The sequence below is a fragment of the Pleomorphochaeta sp. genome (assembly GCF_050031695.1).
Classification (GTDB): domain Bacteria; phylum Spirochaetota; class Spirochaetia; order Sphaerochaetales; family Sphaerochaetaceae; genus Pleomorphochaeta.
In genome coordinates, this window is the sequence record NZ_JBNAIC010000005.1 from 1 (window position 1) to 17,423 (window position 17,423).

The window sequence follows — 17,423 nt, forward strand, 5'->3', positions numbered from 1 at the left end:
ATTAACCGCCCTGTTAGCTCAGCTGGATAGAGCACTTCCCTCCTAAGGAAGGGGTCGGACGTTCGAATCGTCTACGGGGCATTCTTTTTATTCAAAACAAACTCCACTTTATTATATGTATTATCACCTTATTTGTTAGGAATGAAATTTTTTCTACTCCACATATGTTTTTATGGTATAATAAAATAAATGGAGGCAAAATTCATGAAAAAATCAACTCAAATATTTGTATTACTTACCTATATCTTAATGATTGTAGTTAATACATTAGCAAATACTTTACCAATTAATGGAGTAGATACAGGTGTTATATCAGACTCTTATCCTAATCTTTTTGCCCCAGCTGGTATAACATTTGCAATTTGGGGAATAATATATATTCTTCTTGGCATGTTTACTTTCTATCAATTAGGAATAATTAATAAAAATGATGAAATAAGTAATGAATTATTAAATTCGGTTGGTATCACTTTTACAATTTCTTCTATAATTAATGCTTGTTGGATTTTTGCATGGCATTATCAAATTATATGGTTATCATTAATACTAATGCTATTACTATTATCATCATTGATGAAAATAGTAATAACTATAAAAGAAGAAAAATTAAATGCAAAAGAAAAATTATTTGTTAAAGTCCCTTTCAGTGTATACTTTGGATGGATAACAGTTGCAACTATAGCAAACGTAACTATATTTTTAGTTTCTCTTAATCTAAAAGGCTATGGTTTTTCAGAACCACTTTGGGCAGTACTTATTATTATTGCAGGAGCACTTATTGGTAGTGTAGCTCTTCTTAGAAATAAAGATTATTTTTATGGCCTCGTAATTATATGGGCATATTTAGGAATATTAATAAAACATACAACTGTTTTTAATTCAATGTATACATCTGTAATAGTAACAACTATAGTTTGTCTAATTGTCGTATTAGCAGCTACAATATATGCATTTACAAAAAAAGAATATTAATTGAAACTAGCTGATTTAAAATAAAATTCTATCAATAATTACAAACTTTGGAGACTGCTAAATGATAAGAAACCAATGGTATGCAATACTAGATTCAAAAGAAATACCTAAAAAAGGCATAATTGGTACAAAACGCTTTGGTGAAAAACTTGCTCTATGGAGAGATGGAGATGAAATCGCATGCATTTTTGATAGATGCTGCCATAGAGGAGCTTCAATAAGTAAAGGAAAAATAGTAAATGGACATGCACAATGTCCATTCCATGGTTTTGAATATGATAAAAATGGGAAAGTAACATTAATCCCAGCAAATGGCAAGAAAAAAGAAGTCCCAGATAGATATAAAGTAAATGCTTATATAGCAAAAGAAGAATATGGTTTTATTTGGATTTTTTGGGGAGATAAAAAAGAAAATTTACCCAATATACCCTTCTTTGAAGATTTGAAATCAGGATTTTACTACTCGCAGATAAAGGATCACTGGCCAGTTCATTATACTAGATGTATTGAAAATCAAATGGATGTAGTTCACATCCCTTTTGTTCACCACAACACCATTGGCCGAGGTAAAAAAACAGTAGTTTATGGACCAAAAATAAAATGGGAAGGAAATAAGCTAACTTGGTATGTTAAAAACCTAGTAGATGATGGGAAAATTGAAGCTAAAGGCCCAAATGAAATGGGAGATGAAGAAGACCTATTCTCTCTTCAAATAATTATGCCAAATATTTGGCATAATATAATAGCAAAAAAAGTTAGAGTATTTGCTGCTTTTGCACCTATTGATGAAGAAAACACCCTTATTTACTTACGGTTCTACCAAGCATTTATGCCTATATGGGGTCTTAGACATATAGTAGGATTTTTTGGAAAAGTATCTAGTAATATTATTTTAAAACAAGATAAACGAGTTGTAATAACACAACAACCAAAATATTCAAACATGAAAATGGATGAAAAATTAATTCAAGGTGATAGACCTATTGCTGAATATAGAAAAAAAAATGAGGAACTTAAGAACTTAAAATAATCATTATTTTAAGAAAATAAATATTATAAAATGAGGTATCTCTAAATGGATAATAAGAACAAAATTATAATAGTAGGGGCAGGAATTTCCGGTCTAACAACAGCCACATCTTTAGCTATGAAAGGACACAATGTAACAATACTTGAAAAAAATGATACTTGTGGTGGTTTGGTTAATTCTTTTGAAAGAGATGGTTTTATTTTTGATGGTGGAATAAGAGCTGTAGAAAACTCTGGCATGTTAATACCCATGTTAAAGGAATTAGAAATTGATTTAGAGTTATTACAGAGTAAAGTATCAGTAGGAATAGAAGATAAAATTATAGTTGCTGATAATAAAGATAGCATTAATGATTATGAAAGAATATTAAAAGAGCTCTATCCAAACAGCACAAACGATGTTGAAAAAGTTATAAAAGTAATTGCTAAATTTGATACATACATGCAAGTATTATTTGGAAATGACAGCCCTTTTTTCAAAGATGTAAAAAGGAATCTTGGTTACTACTTTAGTACCTTTATTGTTTGGATATTTAAATTCTTAGCTACGGGTGCTGCAATTATGAGAATGCAAATTCCTATGGAAAAATTCTTAAATGACTTACTAGAGGATAAAGCTTTAAATGATATTATTTCACAACATTTCTTTAAAAAAACTCCTGCTTTTTTTGCTATGAGCTATTTCTCTTTATATCCAGATTATTATTATCCAAAAGGTGGAGTTGGATCCCTTCCAAAAGCATTAGCTACTAAAATTATTAAACTTGGATCAGAAATTAAAAATAATACTGAAATAATAGATATAGATGCAAAAAATAAAATTCTAAAAGATACTGATGGCAATGTATATGAATATGACAAACTTATTTGGTGTGCTGATATGAAACATCTATATAGTAAGATTAATCCTGAAGATTTTACTTCTTCAATAAAAGATAAATTAATAGACGAAAAAAATCGTATACTATCTAGTCATGGCGCTGAATCAGTATTCACTTTATTCTTAGAAGTTAATCTACCATATGAATATTTTAAAAATATCTCTGCCGGACATTTCTTCTATACTCCATCAAAAAAAGGTTTAGGAGAACTTCATAGAAAAGATCTTAATAATATTTTAAACAATTGGGACAATCTTGATAAAGAAGATTTTTACAAATGGTTAAAAGCATATTGTGATTTAAATACTTTTGAAATATCAATACCAGTGTTAAATGATATTGATGCAGCACCTAAAGGAAAAACAGGTATTATTGCAAGTTTCCTCTTTGACTATGAATTAACAAGAAGAATTAAAGAAGAGGGCTGGTATGATGAATTTAATGAAAAAATCTGTGAATACATAATTGATACTTTAAATTCATCAGTATATAAAAAATTAAAAGACAATATAATTAGCTATTTCAGTGCTAGCCCATTAAGCATTAATCAAAGGGTTAATAGCTCTGAAGGTGCAATTGTTGGATGGTCATTCGAAAATGAAATTCCAATAAAAGCTTCAATGCTAAATATGAAAAATGCCATTATTACCCCTATCCCAGATTTATATCGCGCTGGACAATGGACTGTTAGCCCTGCAGGATTACCAACTAGCATTATGACAGCAAAAATGGCTGCTGATTTAGTTCATAAAGAACTTTCATAAAAGGCCTATCATAAAAAGTTAGCTAATAGTTCTATAAAAAACAAATAGAATTATTAGCTTTTTTTATCCTTGAGAAATATTTATAGTCTTTTGTTAAGATTTTACAATTTAATTTCGTATATTTATTATTTCTCCATACACTTATAAAAAAAGTAATGGTACAATTAAATGTTAAAAAGAAATTAGTTGTGCTTCTTTATTTAACATCCTTATTATATTTTTTAACTTTATATATTTTTTATATAAATCGTCTCACACAGAAAATAGGTAGGTTAAAATGAGTAATGTAGAGAAATGCCCGGTTACGGGTCACACAAGACATGGGGACACTAAAGGTACATCCAATAAAGAATGGTGGCCAAATCAATTAAACTTGAAAATTCTCAATCAAAACTCTTCTATGATTAATCCCTTAGGAGACAAATTTGATTACAAAAAAGAATTCGAAAAGTTAGATTTAAAAGCAGTTAAAAAAGATATTTTTTATACCTTAACTGATTCAAAAGAATGGTGGCCAGCAGATTATGGTAATTATGGTCCATTATTTATTAGAATGGCTTGGCATAGTGCTGGAACATATAGAGTAAATGATGGTAGAGGTGGAGGAAATACGGGAAATCAACGACTTGCTCCATTAAATAGTTGGCCTGATAATGTAAATTTAGATAAAGCAAGAAGACTATTATGGCCTATTAAGAAAAAATATGGGAAATCATTATCTTGGGCTGACTTAATGATTTTAGCAGGTAACTGTGCACTTGAATATATGGGCTGCAAATTAATTGGTTTTAGTGGTGGTAGAGTTGATATTTGGGAACCAGAAGAAGATGTTTATTGGGGCCAAGAAAAAGAATGGTTAGAAAAAGGTAGAACAACTAAAGATAAAGAACTAGAAAATCCTTTAGCTGCTGTCCAAATGGGTCTAATCTATGTAAACCCTGAAGGTCCTAATGGAGAACCAATACCTAGAGATTCAGCTAGAGAAATAAAAGTTACTTTTGAAAGAATGGCAATGAATGATGAAGAAACAGTTGCATTAATTGCAGGAGGACATACATTTGGTAAATGTCATGGTGCAGGTGATGCTTCTAATGTTGGCCCTGAACCAGAAGCAGCTAAATTAGAAGAACAAGGCTTAGGTTGGATAAGTAAATATAAGAGTGGCAAAGGATCTGATACTATCAGTAGTGGAATTGAAGGAGCATGGACCCCAAACCCAATTAAATGGGATGATGGATATTTTAAAGTTTTATTTAAATATGAATGGGAACTTGTAAAAAGCCCAGCTGGAGCTTATCAATGGCTTGCTAAAGATGTTGAAGATGAAGATATGGTAGATGATGCTCACATAAAAGGTAAGAAACATAGACCAATGATGACAACTGCTGATTTAGCTCTTAAATTTGATCCAATTTATAACAAAATTGCTCTACACTTTTCTAAAAATCTAGACGAATTTGCTATAGCTTTTGCTAAAGCATGGTTTAAACTTACACATAGAGATATGGGACCTTCGACAAGATATTTAGGATGCGAAGCTCCTAAAGAAAATTTTATTTGGCAAGACCCTATTCCAAAAATAGATTATACAGTTATAGATTCTAATGATATTTCTAAATTAAAAGAAATGATAAATGAAAGTAACTTATCAATATCTGAATTGGTATCAACAGCTTGGGCATCTGCTTCAACATTTAGAGTTTCAGATTTTAGAGGTGGAGCGAATGGCGCAAGAATAAATTTAAAACCTCAAATAGAATGGACAGTTAATGAAAGTGGTAAATTAATTCCTATCTTAGATAAATTAATTACAATAAAAGAAAACTTTAATAAAAAATGCTCAGAAGGTAAAAAAGTTTCTTTGGCTGATATAATAGTCTTAGGAGGCTCAGTAGGTATTGAGAAAGCTATAAAAAATGCAGGTTATGATATTGAAGTTCCTTTTGCCCCTGGAAGAAATGACACCACTCAAAGCTTAACTGATATTAATTCCTTTAAATATTTAGAACCTATGGCTGATGGTTTTAGAAATTATTCACATTCCTCTTATTCTAATATTAGTGAAGAATTATTAATTGATAAAGCTCAACTTTTAACTCTAACAACTCCTGAAATGACTGTATTATTAGGAGGATTACGAGTATTAGGTATAAATTACAATAATTTAGAATTAGGAGTTTTAACAAAGAATAAAGGTGTATTATCAAATGATTTCTTTGTAAACTTATTAGATATGGAAACTAAGTGGCTTCCTATGAATGAAGAAGGTACTACTTTTATTGGTATTAATAGAAAGACTGACAAGAAAATGTGGACAGCTTCAAGAGTAGATTTAGTTTTTGGTTCAAATTCAGAATTAAGAGCAGTTGCAGAAGTATATGCAGCCGATGATGCAAAAGAAAAATTTATTAATGATTTTATAAAAGCTTGGCATAAAGTTATGAATCTTGATAGATTTGACTTACATAATTAAAAAATAGCTAGTAGTAATTAAATTTTAATTACTACTAGCAAACACACTAGGAGAAATAATGGCAATAGGTTATGCATGTATTCATTTAGGTGATTTTGAAACAAAATTATCAACAATACAACTTAAATATTATGCAGAAGAGAAACTCATAGAAATCATCAATAAAAATCTTGATGCATTTCAGTCAATTCTTAAATATAATATCGAAAATAATATTAAATTGTTTAGACTCAGCTCAGATATTATTCCTTTAGCTTCACATCCTATCAATACACTTTCTTGGTGGGAAATTTTTCAAGATAAATTTGAAAAACTATCATCATTAATTCATGAAAATAATATTAGAATTACTATGCATCCAGGACAATACACATTAATCAATTCCCCAAAAGAAGATGTAGTAAGAAAATCAATATTGGATTTAGAATACCACAATAAGCTATTAAAATGTCTTAATTGTGATAACACTAGTAAGCTTGTTTTACATATCGGAGGTGTATATTCTGATAAAGAATCTGCAATGGAGAGATTTATTTTTAATTTCAACAAATTGGATAATGAAATAAAAAATAGACTAATTATTGAAAATGATGATAAATCATATACAATAGATGATGTATTATATATTTCTTCAAAAATAAACATTCCTGTAGTTTTTGACAATCTACATCATAAATTAAATCATAGCTCAAATAATAGCTCAAATGAGTTTGAACTAATCAATAAATGTAATCAAACATGGAAAATAAGCGATGGAAAGCAAAAAATTCACTATTCTCAATCAGCAAATAACTATAAAAATGGAGCACATTCAAAAACTATTAATTCAAAAGAATTCTTATCTTTTTATAACAATTTAATTAATAAAGATATTGATATTATGCTGGAAGTTAAAGATAAAAATCTTTCAGCTATCAAATGTAATCTTCTTACAACTGAAGAAAAACAAATAAAATATTTAGAAAGAGAATGGGCTAAATATAAATATTATGTTTTAAGTAATTCGCAATCAAATTATAATAAAATAAGAAATTTACTTAAAGATAAGAAAAGTTATGAAGTAATAAAGTTCTATGAAATAATCGAAAATACTATGCAAATAGAACTCTCTAAAAATTCTCAAATTAATTCAATAGATCATATTTGGGGATATTTTAAATCTTTTGCAGATGAAAAAGAAAGAAATAAATATATAACATTAATAACTGCTTATAAAAACAATAAAAAGAGTTTATCTGCAGTAAAAAATTATTTGTATAAACTTGCATATAATTACAATGTTGAATATTTATTAAATTCATTATATTTTTACATCTAAAGGTAAAAATTAAGAATGAAAAAGAAAACAACTTTATTAAAAAAAATAATATTTTCACTTATATCTATATTAATAATTATTTTCATCGCTTTTTATATCTATACGCTCAATTACTATAGAGCAGATGATACTGCTCTTTCTATATTAAATAATGATAATATTACACAAGAAAAAAATATAACAACAATCACACCTGTTGGTGAAAATAGAAATATTGGTGTTATATTCTATCCTGGAGGTAAAGTTGAAGATATTTCTTATTTACCTCTTCTAAATGATCTCTCTTTAAATGGTATTACAACATTCCTTGTTGATATGCCTTTTAATTTAGCTGTTTTTAATGTAAATGAAGCAAATGAAATTATAGAAAAATATCCTAATATTGATTCTTGGTATTTAATGGGACACTCTTTAGGTGGTGCTATGGCATCAAGTTATAGTGAAAAGAATGGATCAAAATTGAAAGGCTTAATTCTTTTAGCTTCTTATCCACTTAATAATTCAGTTGAAAATACAATTACAATATATGGATCTAATGATTTAGTTCTAGACCAAAGTAAAGTAAATGATATGGCAAATGTATATATAATAGAGGGTGGAAATCATGCATATTTTGGAAATTATGGAGAACAAAAAGGAGATGGTTCTGCATTAATTACTAGAGAAGAACAACAAGATATTACATTATCAATTATCTTAAATCATATATTTTAAACGAATTACCACATTATATCTTCTAGCATTAAACATAAACTATGATAAATTGGTAAATGTAACTCTTGTACCTTATAGGTTTCATTTTCAGGCACTTTTATAATTACATCACAATATTTATCAATATCGCCTTCCTTACTACCTGTCAAAGCTATTACTTTTAAACCTTTAGCTTTTGCTACAATACTTGCCATAACAACATTTTTAGAAGAACCTGATGAAGAAATACAAATTAAAATATCATTCTCTTTTCCATATCCAATTATTTGTTGAGCAAAAATTAATGACGCATCTACATCGTTCGAAAAAGCTGTATTAAGTGCAGAATGCTGAGATAAATTAATCGCTGAAATAGTATCTTCTAATTTCGTATTTAATAAAGTAGCATTTTCAGGAGATAGCTCTTCTATTTTAGATTGTAAATCACTATTTATTTTTCTCTTTTTCACAAAAGATTTCATTAATTCCCCAACAATATGATCACTGTCGGCACTACTACCACCATTTCCACAAACTAATATTTTTTTATTATTTAATGCGGCTTCCTTTAATAATAAAAAGGTTTGAAAAATATTTTCTTCACAAATTTTAAGTTTTGGATACCTATCAACTAAATCATTAATATATTTATTCACTTTTCAATCCTTCTTGGGCTACTGTTATACTTGCTACATCTCCAAGAGATTCTCCTAAAGATGAGATTCTAATTCTACAAAGACCTTTATTAATATCTAAAATTTCCTTGTCTAATATTGGCAACATATATTTATTAATTATCTGTGTACTTCTTGTATATATACTACCAATTACGATGCAATCTAATGCTAATAAATCAATAAGTAATGCTAATGTATAACCTAATTTTTCAGAACTAATTTTTATTGTATTTATTGCTTGTTGATTATTCTTTTTTTCAGCAAGATCAAAAATCTCTTTTGTTGATAAATTTTGATTAGTTAATTCTTTATGAAGTTTTGAGATCCCGTCACCACAACAAAAACTCTCAATACAACCTCTTTTCCCATAACACAATGGACCATCATTGCTAATTCTTATATGTCCAATCTCGCCAGCTTGATAATTAGACCCTTGATACAATTTACCACCAAAGATAAACCCAGCACCTAATCCCGTACCAAAAGTTAAAAAAGCAAAATTATCACTATTTTTTCCATTTCCATAATAGTATTCTGCTAGTGCGCAAGCATTTGCATCATTTTCTAAAAAGGTCAAAATATTAAATTCTTTTTCTAAGATATTTTTAATATTTTTACCATGCCATGTTTTTAAATGTGGAGGAGAAATAAATACTCCATTTTTACTATCTAACGGACCTCCGGCACTAATACCGATTGCTTTGACTCTATCTTTATCTTTTATGATAAGTTTATTTATCGAATTTATAATTAATTCAATGTTCTCTTCAAATGTAGCTTTAGTTAGAAATTTGATTTTATTTAAAATAATAGCCTTTTCATCTGCTAATACTATTGATATTTTAGTTCCACCAATATCTAAACCTATAAATAAATCCACCTAAATCTCCAAAAATTATAAATTGAATAAATAAAAATAATGAGGCATCATGCGATGCCCCATAAAATAAATATTTATTATTTTTTGATTACTGAAACACCTGTATCAACATATTTTTGTGAAATAGTTTTTCCATTTAATACATCAACAGCTGTTTTAACACCTTCATAACCCATAACATCTGGATTTTGTGCCATTGTACATAAGATATAACCTTTTTCAATTAATGAAAGAATCATATCAGATTTATCGAAACCAACACCAACTACAGCATTACCAGCTTCTTGAATTGCATTACCAACACCTACTGTTGAACCTTCATTTGCTCCAAATAAACCTACAACACCTTGTGTAATAAAGTTAGCACTCATATCTTTAGCAATAGCTGCATCACCATTACAATATTGTGTTTCTAAGATTGTATAACTAGAACCTTCAAAAGCTTTTCTAAAACCAGCTTCACGAGCTACTGTTGATGCTGTAGCAGCATTAACATTGATAATACCAATTGAACCTGAAGTAACACCATTAGCTTTTAATTCTGCTAACATTTCATTACCAGCAGTTGTACCAGCTGCTTCATTATCAGTTGCTAAAATTTGTTCACCAGGATAGTCAGCTGCACTATCAACATAAACAATTTTTACACCAGCTGAAGTAGCTTCTTTTAATGCTGAAGTTACAGCATCTGGGCCATTAGCTGCTAATAAAATAACATCAGCTCCACCTGCAACAGCATTGTTTATAGATTCAATTTGTTTATTATCATCTTTAATATCTGGTGCTAACCATTTATAATCAATACCACCAAGTTCAGCTACAGCTTTTTCACAACCTGCATTAACATTTTGCCAATGTTGGTCCATTTGGTCCATTGTGATTAAATAAACTTTTTTATTCGAAGATTCAGTTTGCCCTTGAGCAAAAACTCCCATTACTGTAATGACTGAAAGTGCAACAATTAATAATGCTTTTTTCATATCTTTTCTCCTTTTCTAATAGCTTTTAGCTTTTATTTTTTAATATTTTCCAACTCTTGCCTTTATTGCTTCTAACAATAACGTCAAGAAGTACTGAAACCACTACGATAATACCAATTACAATATTTCTTATTGCAATCGGAGCTCCTGCGAATTGTAGACCGTTTTGTAATACACCCCAAATTGATGCACCAATTACAGTACCAAATAACAATCCTTGTCCACCTAATGTTGATACACCACCAATAACTGATGCTGCAACAGCATATAATTCATAAGACATACCAGCATCCATAGTACCCATACCACTTGTTGCAGTAGTTATTAAACCTACAACACAACTTACAAACGATGATACTAAATATGCTTTTATTGTTGTTTTTACAACAGATACTCCAGATAATCTTGCTGCTTCAATATTAGATCCAACAGCATATACATGACGACCTGTTCTTGTTCTAGTTAATATAAAATTGAAAACTATCCACAGAGCTAAGGCTATCCAAATTGTATTGTATAATCCTAAACTTTTACCATAATAGAAGAAGTTTCTAAAACCTTCAGCAGCTTCTCCAATTGAGTCAGTGTTATAGTTATTATTAGCAATTTGAGCAATACCTCTAGCAATTGTCATTGTACCAAGAGTTCCAATAAATGAAGGGAGTTTACACCAAGCAACTAAGAATCCATTTACTAAACCAACCATTAGTGCACAACAAATTGTAATAACTACTGCAACTAAAGGATTAACACCTCTTGTCATTAATGTTGCACTGATCATACAACTCATTCCAACTACAGAACCAATACTTAAGTCAATTTGTCCAATTAATAAAACATAAGATTGACCAATACCAATAAGTAAAATAGGAGCAATTTGTCTTAATAAGTTTGATACATTTCTTGAAGAAAAGAACATTGGGTTCATTAATCCAAATACTATACAAAGAATAATTAATCCTACTGATACGGTTAATACTTGTCCCATTCCCCTAATTGCTAATAATCTCTTGTAGGGACTTTCTAATTTCTGATTCATTATTTACACCTCTTAGTCAATCTTTTTTTCAAATTTTGTTGCATATGATAATATTTCTTCTTGATTGGTATCTTTAGTAATAAGAGAACCTGTTACTCGACCATCACACATTACAACTATTCTATCAGAAATACCTAGAACTTCAGGCATTTCACTAGAAACAAAAATTACGGCAATACCACTTTGTTTTAAATTATTCATTATATTGTAAATTTCAACTTTTGCGGCAACATCTATACCTCTTGTTGGTTCATCGAAAATTACAACTTTACTATTTCTTGCAAGCCATTTTGCAACAACAACTTTTTGCTGATTACCTCCTGAAAGGCTTGCAGCATTTACTTCAGATGTTGGTAATTTTATTTTTAGATCATCAATTGCTTTTTTTACAATTGCTTTTTCTTTTTTTCTATTTACAACGCCACCTTTCGAACATAACTCATCAAGATTAGCAAGTGCAATATTTTCTCTAACTGACAATTTAGTACACAAACCATCTTTCTTTCTATCTTCAGGGGCTAAAACAATACCATGTCTTATTGCATCCATTGGACAACTTATTTCAATTTTCTCACCTTGAATATAAACTTCACCACTTTCTTTATGATCTACGCCAAAAATAGCTCTAGTTGTTTCTGTTCTACCTGCTCCCATTAATCCAGCAATACCTAAAATTTCACCTTCATAAGCTTCAAAACTAACATCTCTAACCATTTTTCCAGCATTTAAGTTTTTTACAGTAAAAATCTCTTTTCCTTTAGAAGTTTCTACTCTTGGAAATTGTTCTTTTATTTCACGACCTACCATGTTTGCAATTATTTGCTTCATAGAGAAATCTTTAAAAGGCCCTTCAGTTATATACTTTCCATCTCTCATTATTGTAACGTAATCAACAATATGTTGAAGTTCTTCTAATCTATGAGAGATATAAACAATACCACAACCTTGAGCTTTAACTTCTTTTATTATTCTAAACAAATCTTCGATTTCTTTAGTTGTAAGTGCACTTGTTGGTTCATCCATTATGAGTACTTTTGCATTGGCTTCTAAAGCTTTTGCTATCTCAACCATTTGTTGTTGGCCAACACCTAGAGATCCAACTACAGCAGTAGGCTTTATATCAATTTGAAGTCTCTTTAATACATCGTTAGCTCTTTTTATCATAGTTCTATCTCTTAATAGACCTTTATTATGCAATTCTTTTCCAAGAAAAATATTTTCTGCAACTGTTAAATGAGAACACATATTTAATTCTTGATGAATAATAGATACACCTATTTCTTGAGCACTTTTAGGATTTAAATGCCCTTTAATTTCTTCATTAAAAATAGTCATATCACCTTCATCACGAGTATATACTCCTGATAAAATTTTCATCAAGGTAGATTTCCCAGCCCCATTTTCTCCGAGTAAAGCCATTACTTGACCTTTTTGTAGATGAAAAGAAACATCATCTAAAGCTTTTACACCAGGAAAAGATTTACTAATATGATTCATTTCAACAATATATTCATTACTCATGGATTATATTTCTCCTTTAGATACTTAATGTTCTCATGAGAAATACAAGTTGAAAAGAGTTGTAAAATTTTGAAAAGGTGGGGTATTTTTATGATTTAACTATTTTATTAACATTGAACCATGTAAAAAAGATAAAGAATCAAACTCAGTTCTATCATATTGATTAACTATTTTCCCTTCTTGTGCAAAGTATAATCTATCTGCAACTTGAAGTGTATCAGAAAGAGATAAAGCTAAAATAATTATAGAAACACCCCTTTTTTTAAGTTTATCAAAATATTCAATATTCCTTATTCTTTGATATAAATCTAAGAAAGAAAAAGGCTGAACTAATATTAAAACATCAGGATTTTGAAAAAGAATCTTCTGTTGTAGGATTTTATATAAATCTACTTCATCTAAATTTAATAAATCCTTCTCATACACTATATCCCCTAATTCATTTTCTAATTTTTTAGCTATTGATTTTTCAATTCTATGATCTAACCAAAGTTTCCTTAATTTATGATCTGAACAAAATAATATATTATCAATAACCGATAGAGAATGGAATAAATTTGATTTTAATGGTTTTTTTTCTATAAAAGCAATTCTTCTATCTTTATGTGATATTTCTTTTTTATTTAATAAAAGCGTCCCTTTTTCTATTAAAACTTCTTTTCTCAAGACAGAAGATAAATCCTCAATTACAGTATTATCACTATCTAAAATAACAACAGTTTCTCCTCTATGAAGCTCTAAATTAAAATTAGTTAATTTATCATAATTTAAATTATTTATAGTAAAAACAACTTCTTTTTCACCAATATTTTCATATAATTCTTTTCTTTCTTCTGTTGAAAGACTTCGATTAAAGACGTAACTATAATGCTCCATTATGTTATCAGTCATTTCATATGGTAATAAATTCTTTACCATATGACCTTCTTTCATTAAATAGCAACGATGGCTTAATAAAAACGCTTCTTGATGATGATTACATATATATAAAAAAGCCATACCTTTATTACTTAACAATTTAATTAATTTATGCAATTTCATTATATCTTTTTCATTAACAAAACTTGATATATCTTTGAGAATAACTAGGGGAGCTCTATTAATTTGAGCCTTAACTAATTGCAAAATAACCTTTTCATAAATATCTAATGATTCGACTAATGAATCAGGATTAATATCTATATCTACTTCACTTAATAATCTTTTTGCTTGCTGATAAAGCATTTTTTTATTAATAATATGTTTGTTAAATCTTTTACGAAGCACAAATAGATTTTCATAAACACTTAATGAATCAATTAATGTTGATTCCTTATCAATAATTACAACATTATTAGTTTTAGGATTAGGGTCTAAATAATCATTTACGATTTTACCATTATAAGAAACATAACCATAATGAAGAGAAATACCATCACATATTAATTCTATTAATTCATCTACTCCTAAAATATTTATTGGAATTAAACCAACAATTTCTCCTTGAGTAATATATAAATTAACATCATCTAAAAATGGAGGACATGAAACTTTTTCTAAACAAAGTATTTCTTCTTTCATATATTTCCTAGCTCTTATATTCAATTGGAAGAGATATCAAAACATCAGTACCAACATTCTCAGTACTATTTATTTCCAAACCATATCTCTCCCCAAATAATATCTTTATTCTGTTATTTACATTAATTAAAGCTATACCACCAGCTTCTTTATTATCTAGTTCATCAGAATGTTCTAATAATAAAGCGTCTCTTAATTTCTTGAGTGCTTCTTCATGCATACCAATACCATTATCTTTGACATTTATTAATAATCTTGATTTTAATAAGCTAATATAAATATTTAAAATAGCATTATCTTTCTTACGTTCAAGGCCATGCACAATTGCATTTTCAACAATTGGCTGAAGTGTTAATTTTGGAATCTTAATTCTAACTGCTTCATCTTCACAATCATCGTTAAATATGACATTCATAGACAGTCTTTCACCAAATCTAAATTGTTGAATATAAAAATAATTTTTGGTATTTTCTAACTCTTGAGATAAAGATACCAAGTTTTGGACATGTGAAATTGTGTATCTAAAAAAAGTTGCCAAAGCTTCACACATTGAACTAATTGAATTATTACCCGCTATTAAAGCTTCAGATCTAATTCCTTCAAGTGTATTATATAAAAAATGAGGATTAATTTGATTTTGCAGAGCCAAATATTGAGCCTGTCTTTTACTAACACTCATTAATATATCACTATCTAGAATTTGAGAAAGTCTATTATCCATATCTTCAAATTCCTTACTTAATGGATTTTTTAAATCCGAAAAATGAGAATAAGTTTGGCCTGAATTAAAAAGCCTCATCAAGTGTGTAAATTTTTTATAGGGTTTATAAATTTTATAATATCCATAAAGGAATAATACTAATAATAAAGAAAAAGGTAAGAAAAACCATAAATCATTATCCATTCTTCCAAAATGTGATAAAAAAACGAAAAATAAAGTTAAACCAATTAAAAACAAAGTCATATAAAATAAATAAATAATTTTTGTTTCTACATATTTATATTTACTTCTATTCTTTAGCTTAACCATATAACTTCCTATAATCTTGAGGCTTTATTCCTATTTGATTTTTAAAACATTTTGTAAAATGCCGTGGATCTTGATACCCAACTTTCTTAGCGATTTCTTTAATTGGTAATGTAGTAGTAGTTAAGAATTTAGCAGATTCCTCAATTCTAATTTCTCTTAAATATTCAGCAAAGCCTTTATTAGTTTCTTTTTTAAATAAAGAACTAAAATATGAAGGAGATAAATGGACTAAAGAAGAAATATAATCTAACGATAACTGATTATCATTATAATTTTCACTAATATATTTTTTAGCAACTTTAATTGGTTTAACACTTTCATTTTGTTGAATGTTAATTATGATATTATAAATTTTAATAAATTGTTCTTTTAAGAAACCTATTAATGCTTTCTTATTATTATAATAATTAATCTCTTCAAATGTGATATTTTTAAAACTATCTTCCCCTATTTGTGAATAGAAAACTGATTTAACTTTTTCAATTATTGTGGTAATTGTAAAAAAGAAATATATATTATCTAAAGAATTTAATTTATTCATTAATAAATCAAGTTCGTTCATATTTAATTTAGACTCACTTAGTATAGAATTTAAAGAAATAATAAAAGAATCAACAAAACGATCATCAATTTTAAATAAAATATCTTTATCTAAAATATAATTATCGCATGATTCATCAAATCTAAATAAACTTTGCTTTTTTATAAAATCCAATTGCTGATTAATAGTTTCTAATTTGCTAAATATATTACCTTGAGAAATATATAGATTATTATCATCAAACAATTGTGTAGAACTAATTTTAGCTTCGTTAAAAGCTTTCTTTTGAAGACTAAGGACTATATCCTTTTCTTCTTCATCAAAGGATAAGAATAATAAATATCCATGAAATTTAGTAGAAAAAACAAAATCCCATTCTATCTCTTCTTTAAAAAAATGAACAAAATAATAGTTTATTTTTTCCCGAATTGCAGCTCTTGCATCTAAATCATATTTTGCAAATTCACCATCAATAACAAGTAAAGAAATCAAAAAATATTGTTTTAAAGAAAAGAGTTCTTCTAATTTATCTTTATTAACTTCATTTTCTAAATAAGATAATAAGTAATGCCTTCTAAGCTCATCTTTATTTGTTAAATAATTTGAATAGTTTAAATTTTCATTTAATTTACTTATCATTTTTTTTAGCGCATTAATTAACTCATCTTGTTTAATAGGTTTTAATAAATAGTCAGATACTCCAAATTTAATTGCTTTTTTTGCATAATCAAATTGCCTATATCCACTGATAATAATTACTTGTAAATTAGGATTACTTAACTTTGCTTGTTCTAATAACTCAAGACCATCGAGTGATGGCATTCTAATATCAGTAATTAGTATATCAGGTTCTTTTTCTTTTATTAATTTTAAACCATCAAGCCCATCACCAGCTGTACCAACTAATTCTAATCCTAATTCTTCCCACTTAATTAAAGCACATATAAGTTTTAATACTTTCTCTTCATCATCTAAAACAACAACTTTCATAAGTTACATGATACTCTAGAGATATTAAGTAAGCAAGTTAATAAAAATCAAATAATTCTTGATAAAAACAAATTA

Annotated in this window: 14 protein-coding genes and 1 tRNA gene; 7 read left to right on the forward strand and 8 right to left on the reverse strand. The window is 28.1% G+C overall.

Annotation, left to right across the window (positions count from 1 at the left end):
• Nucleotides 1–7: 7 nt before the first annotated feature.
• From ACPKM0_RS00405 to ACPKM0_RS00435, 7 genes are all read left to right on the forward strand, one after another.
• Nucleotides 8–81, forward strand: a tRNA-Arg gene (locus ACPKM0_RS00405).
• Between the two features lie 123 nt (nt 82–204).
• Entirely contained in the window at nt 205–972 is a 768-nt protein-coding gene (locus ACPKM0_RS00410; protein WP_472472820.1) for a tryptophan-rich sensory protein, read from the forward strand.
• A gap of 61 nt (nt 973–1,033) precedes the next feature.
• Complete coding sequence (locus tag ACPKM0_RS00415) at nt 1,034–2,002, forward strand: Rieske 2Fe-2S domain-containing protein (RefSeq protein WP_472472821.1); 969 nt, start codon at nt 1,034–1,036, stop codon at nt 2,000–2,002.
• Nucleotides 2,003–2,047: 45 nt separating this feature from the next.
• Entirely contained in the window at nt 2,048–3,646 is a 1,599-nt protein-coding gene (locus ACPKM0_RS00420) for a phytoene desaturase family protein (protein ID WP_472472822.1), read from the forward strand.
• A 277-nt stretch (nt 3,647–3,923) separates the two neighbouring features.
• Nucleotides 3,924–6,119, forward strand: coding sequence for a catalase/peroxidase HPI (gene katG / locus ACPKM0_RS00425; protein ID WP_472472823.1), 2,196 nt, complete (start codon nt 3,924–3,926; stop codon nt 6,117–6,119).
• A gap of 58 nt (nt 6,120–6,177) precedes the next feature.
• Entirely contained in the window at nt 6,178–7,437 is a 1,260-nt protein-coding gene (uvsE, locus tag ACPKM0_RS00430; protein ID WP_472472824.1) for a UV DNA damage repair endonuclease UvsE, read from the forward strand.
• A 15-nt stretch (nt 7,438–7,452) separates the two neighbouring features.
• Nucleotides 7,453–8,151, forward strand: a complete 699-nt coding sequence (locus ACPKM0_RS00435) for an alpha/beta fold hydrolase (RefSeq protein WP_472472825.1) — start codon at nt 7,453–7,455, stop codon at nt 8,149–8,151.
• A gap of 5 nt (nt 8,152–8,156) precedes the next feature.
• On the opposite strand, the gene ACPKM0_RS00440 is transcribed toward ACPKM0_RS00435, so the two are convergent.
• The 8 genes from ACPKM0_RS00440 to ACPKM0_RS00475 all read right to left on the reverse strand — a co-directional run bounded on the left by ACPKM0_RS00440 (nt 8,157) and on the right by ACPKM0_RS00475 (nt 17,348).
• Nucleotides 8,157–8,786, reverse strand: a complete 630-nt coding sequence (locus ACPKM0_RS00440; protein WP_472472826.1) for a D-sedoheptulose-7-phosphate isomerase — start codon at nt 8,784–8,786, stop codon at nt 8,157–8,159.
• Nucleotides 8,779–9,687 (reverse strand): ROK family protein, encoded by a 909-nt coding sequence (locus tag ACPKM0_RS00445; protein WP_472472827.1) that lies wholly within the window; start codon nt 9,685–9,687, stop codon nt 8,779–8,781. Before ACPKM0_RS00445 ends, ACPKM0_RS00440 begins: the two co-directional genes overlap by 8 nt.
• A 77-nt stretch (nt 9,688–9,764) precedes the next feature.
• Entirely contained in the window at nt 9,765–10,667 is a 903-nt protein-coding gene (locus tag ACPKM0_RS00450) for a substrate-binding domain-containing protein (RefSeq protein WP_472472828.1), read from the reverse strand.
• Between the two features lie 25 nt (nt 10,668–10,692).
• The gene (locus tag ACPKM0_RS00455) at nt 10,693–11,706 is read right to left on the reverse strand and encodes an ABC transporter permease (protein WP_472472829.1); all 1,014 of its coding nucleotides are present in this window, start codon (nt 11,704–11,706) and stop codon (nt 10,693–10,695) included.
• 12 nt (nt 11,707–11,718) lie between these two features.
• The gene (locus ACPKM0_RS00460; RefSeq protein WP_472472830.1) at nt 11,719–13,227 is read right to left on the reverse strand and encodes a sugar ABC transporter ATP-binding protein; all 1,509 of its coding nucleotides are present in this window, start codon (nt 13,225–13,227) and stop codon (nt 11,719–11,721) included.
• A 99-nt stretch (nt 13,228–13,326) separates the two neighbouring features.
• Nucleotides 13,327–14,787, reverse strand: coding sequence for a sugar ABC transporter ATP-binding protein (locus ACPKM0_RS00465; RefSeq protein WP_472472831.1), 1,461 nt, complete (start codon nt 14,785–14,787; stop codon nt 13,327–13,329).
• Between the two features lie 7 nt (nt 14,788–14,794).
• Entirely contained in the window at nt 14,795–15,817 is a 1,023-nt protein-coding gene (locus tag ACPKM0_RS00470; protein WP_472472832.1) for a sensor histidine kinase, read from the reverse strand.
• The gene (locus tag ACPKM0_RS00475) at nt 15,810–17,348 is read right to left on the reverse strand and encodes a response regulator transcription factor (protein ID WP_472472833.1); all 1,539 of its coding nucleotides are present in this window, start codon (nt 17,346–17,348) and stop codon (nt 15,810–15,812) included. Before ACPKM0_RS00475 ends, ACPKM0_RS00470 begins: the two co-directional genes overlap by 8 nt.
• Nucleotides 17,349–17,423: the final 75 nt, after the last annotated feature.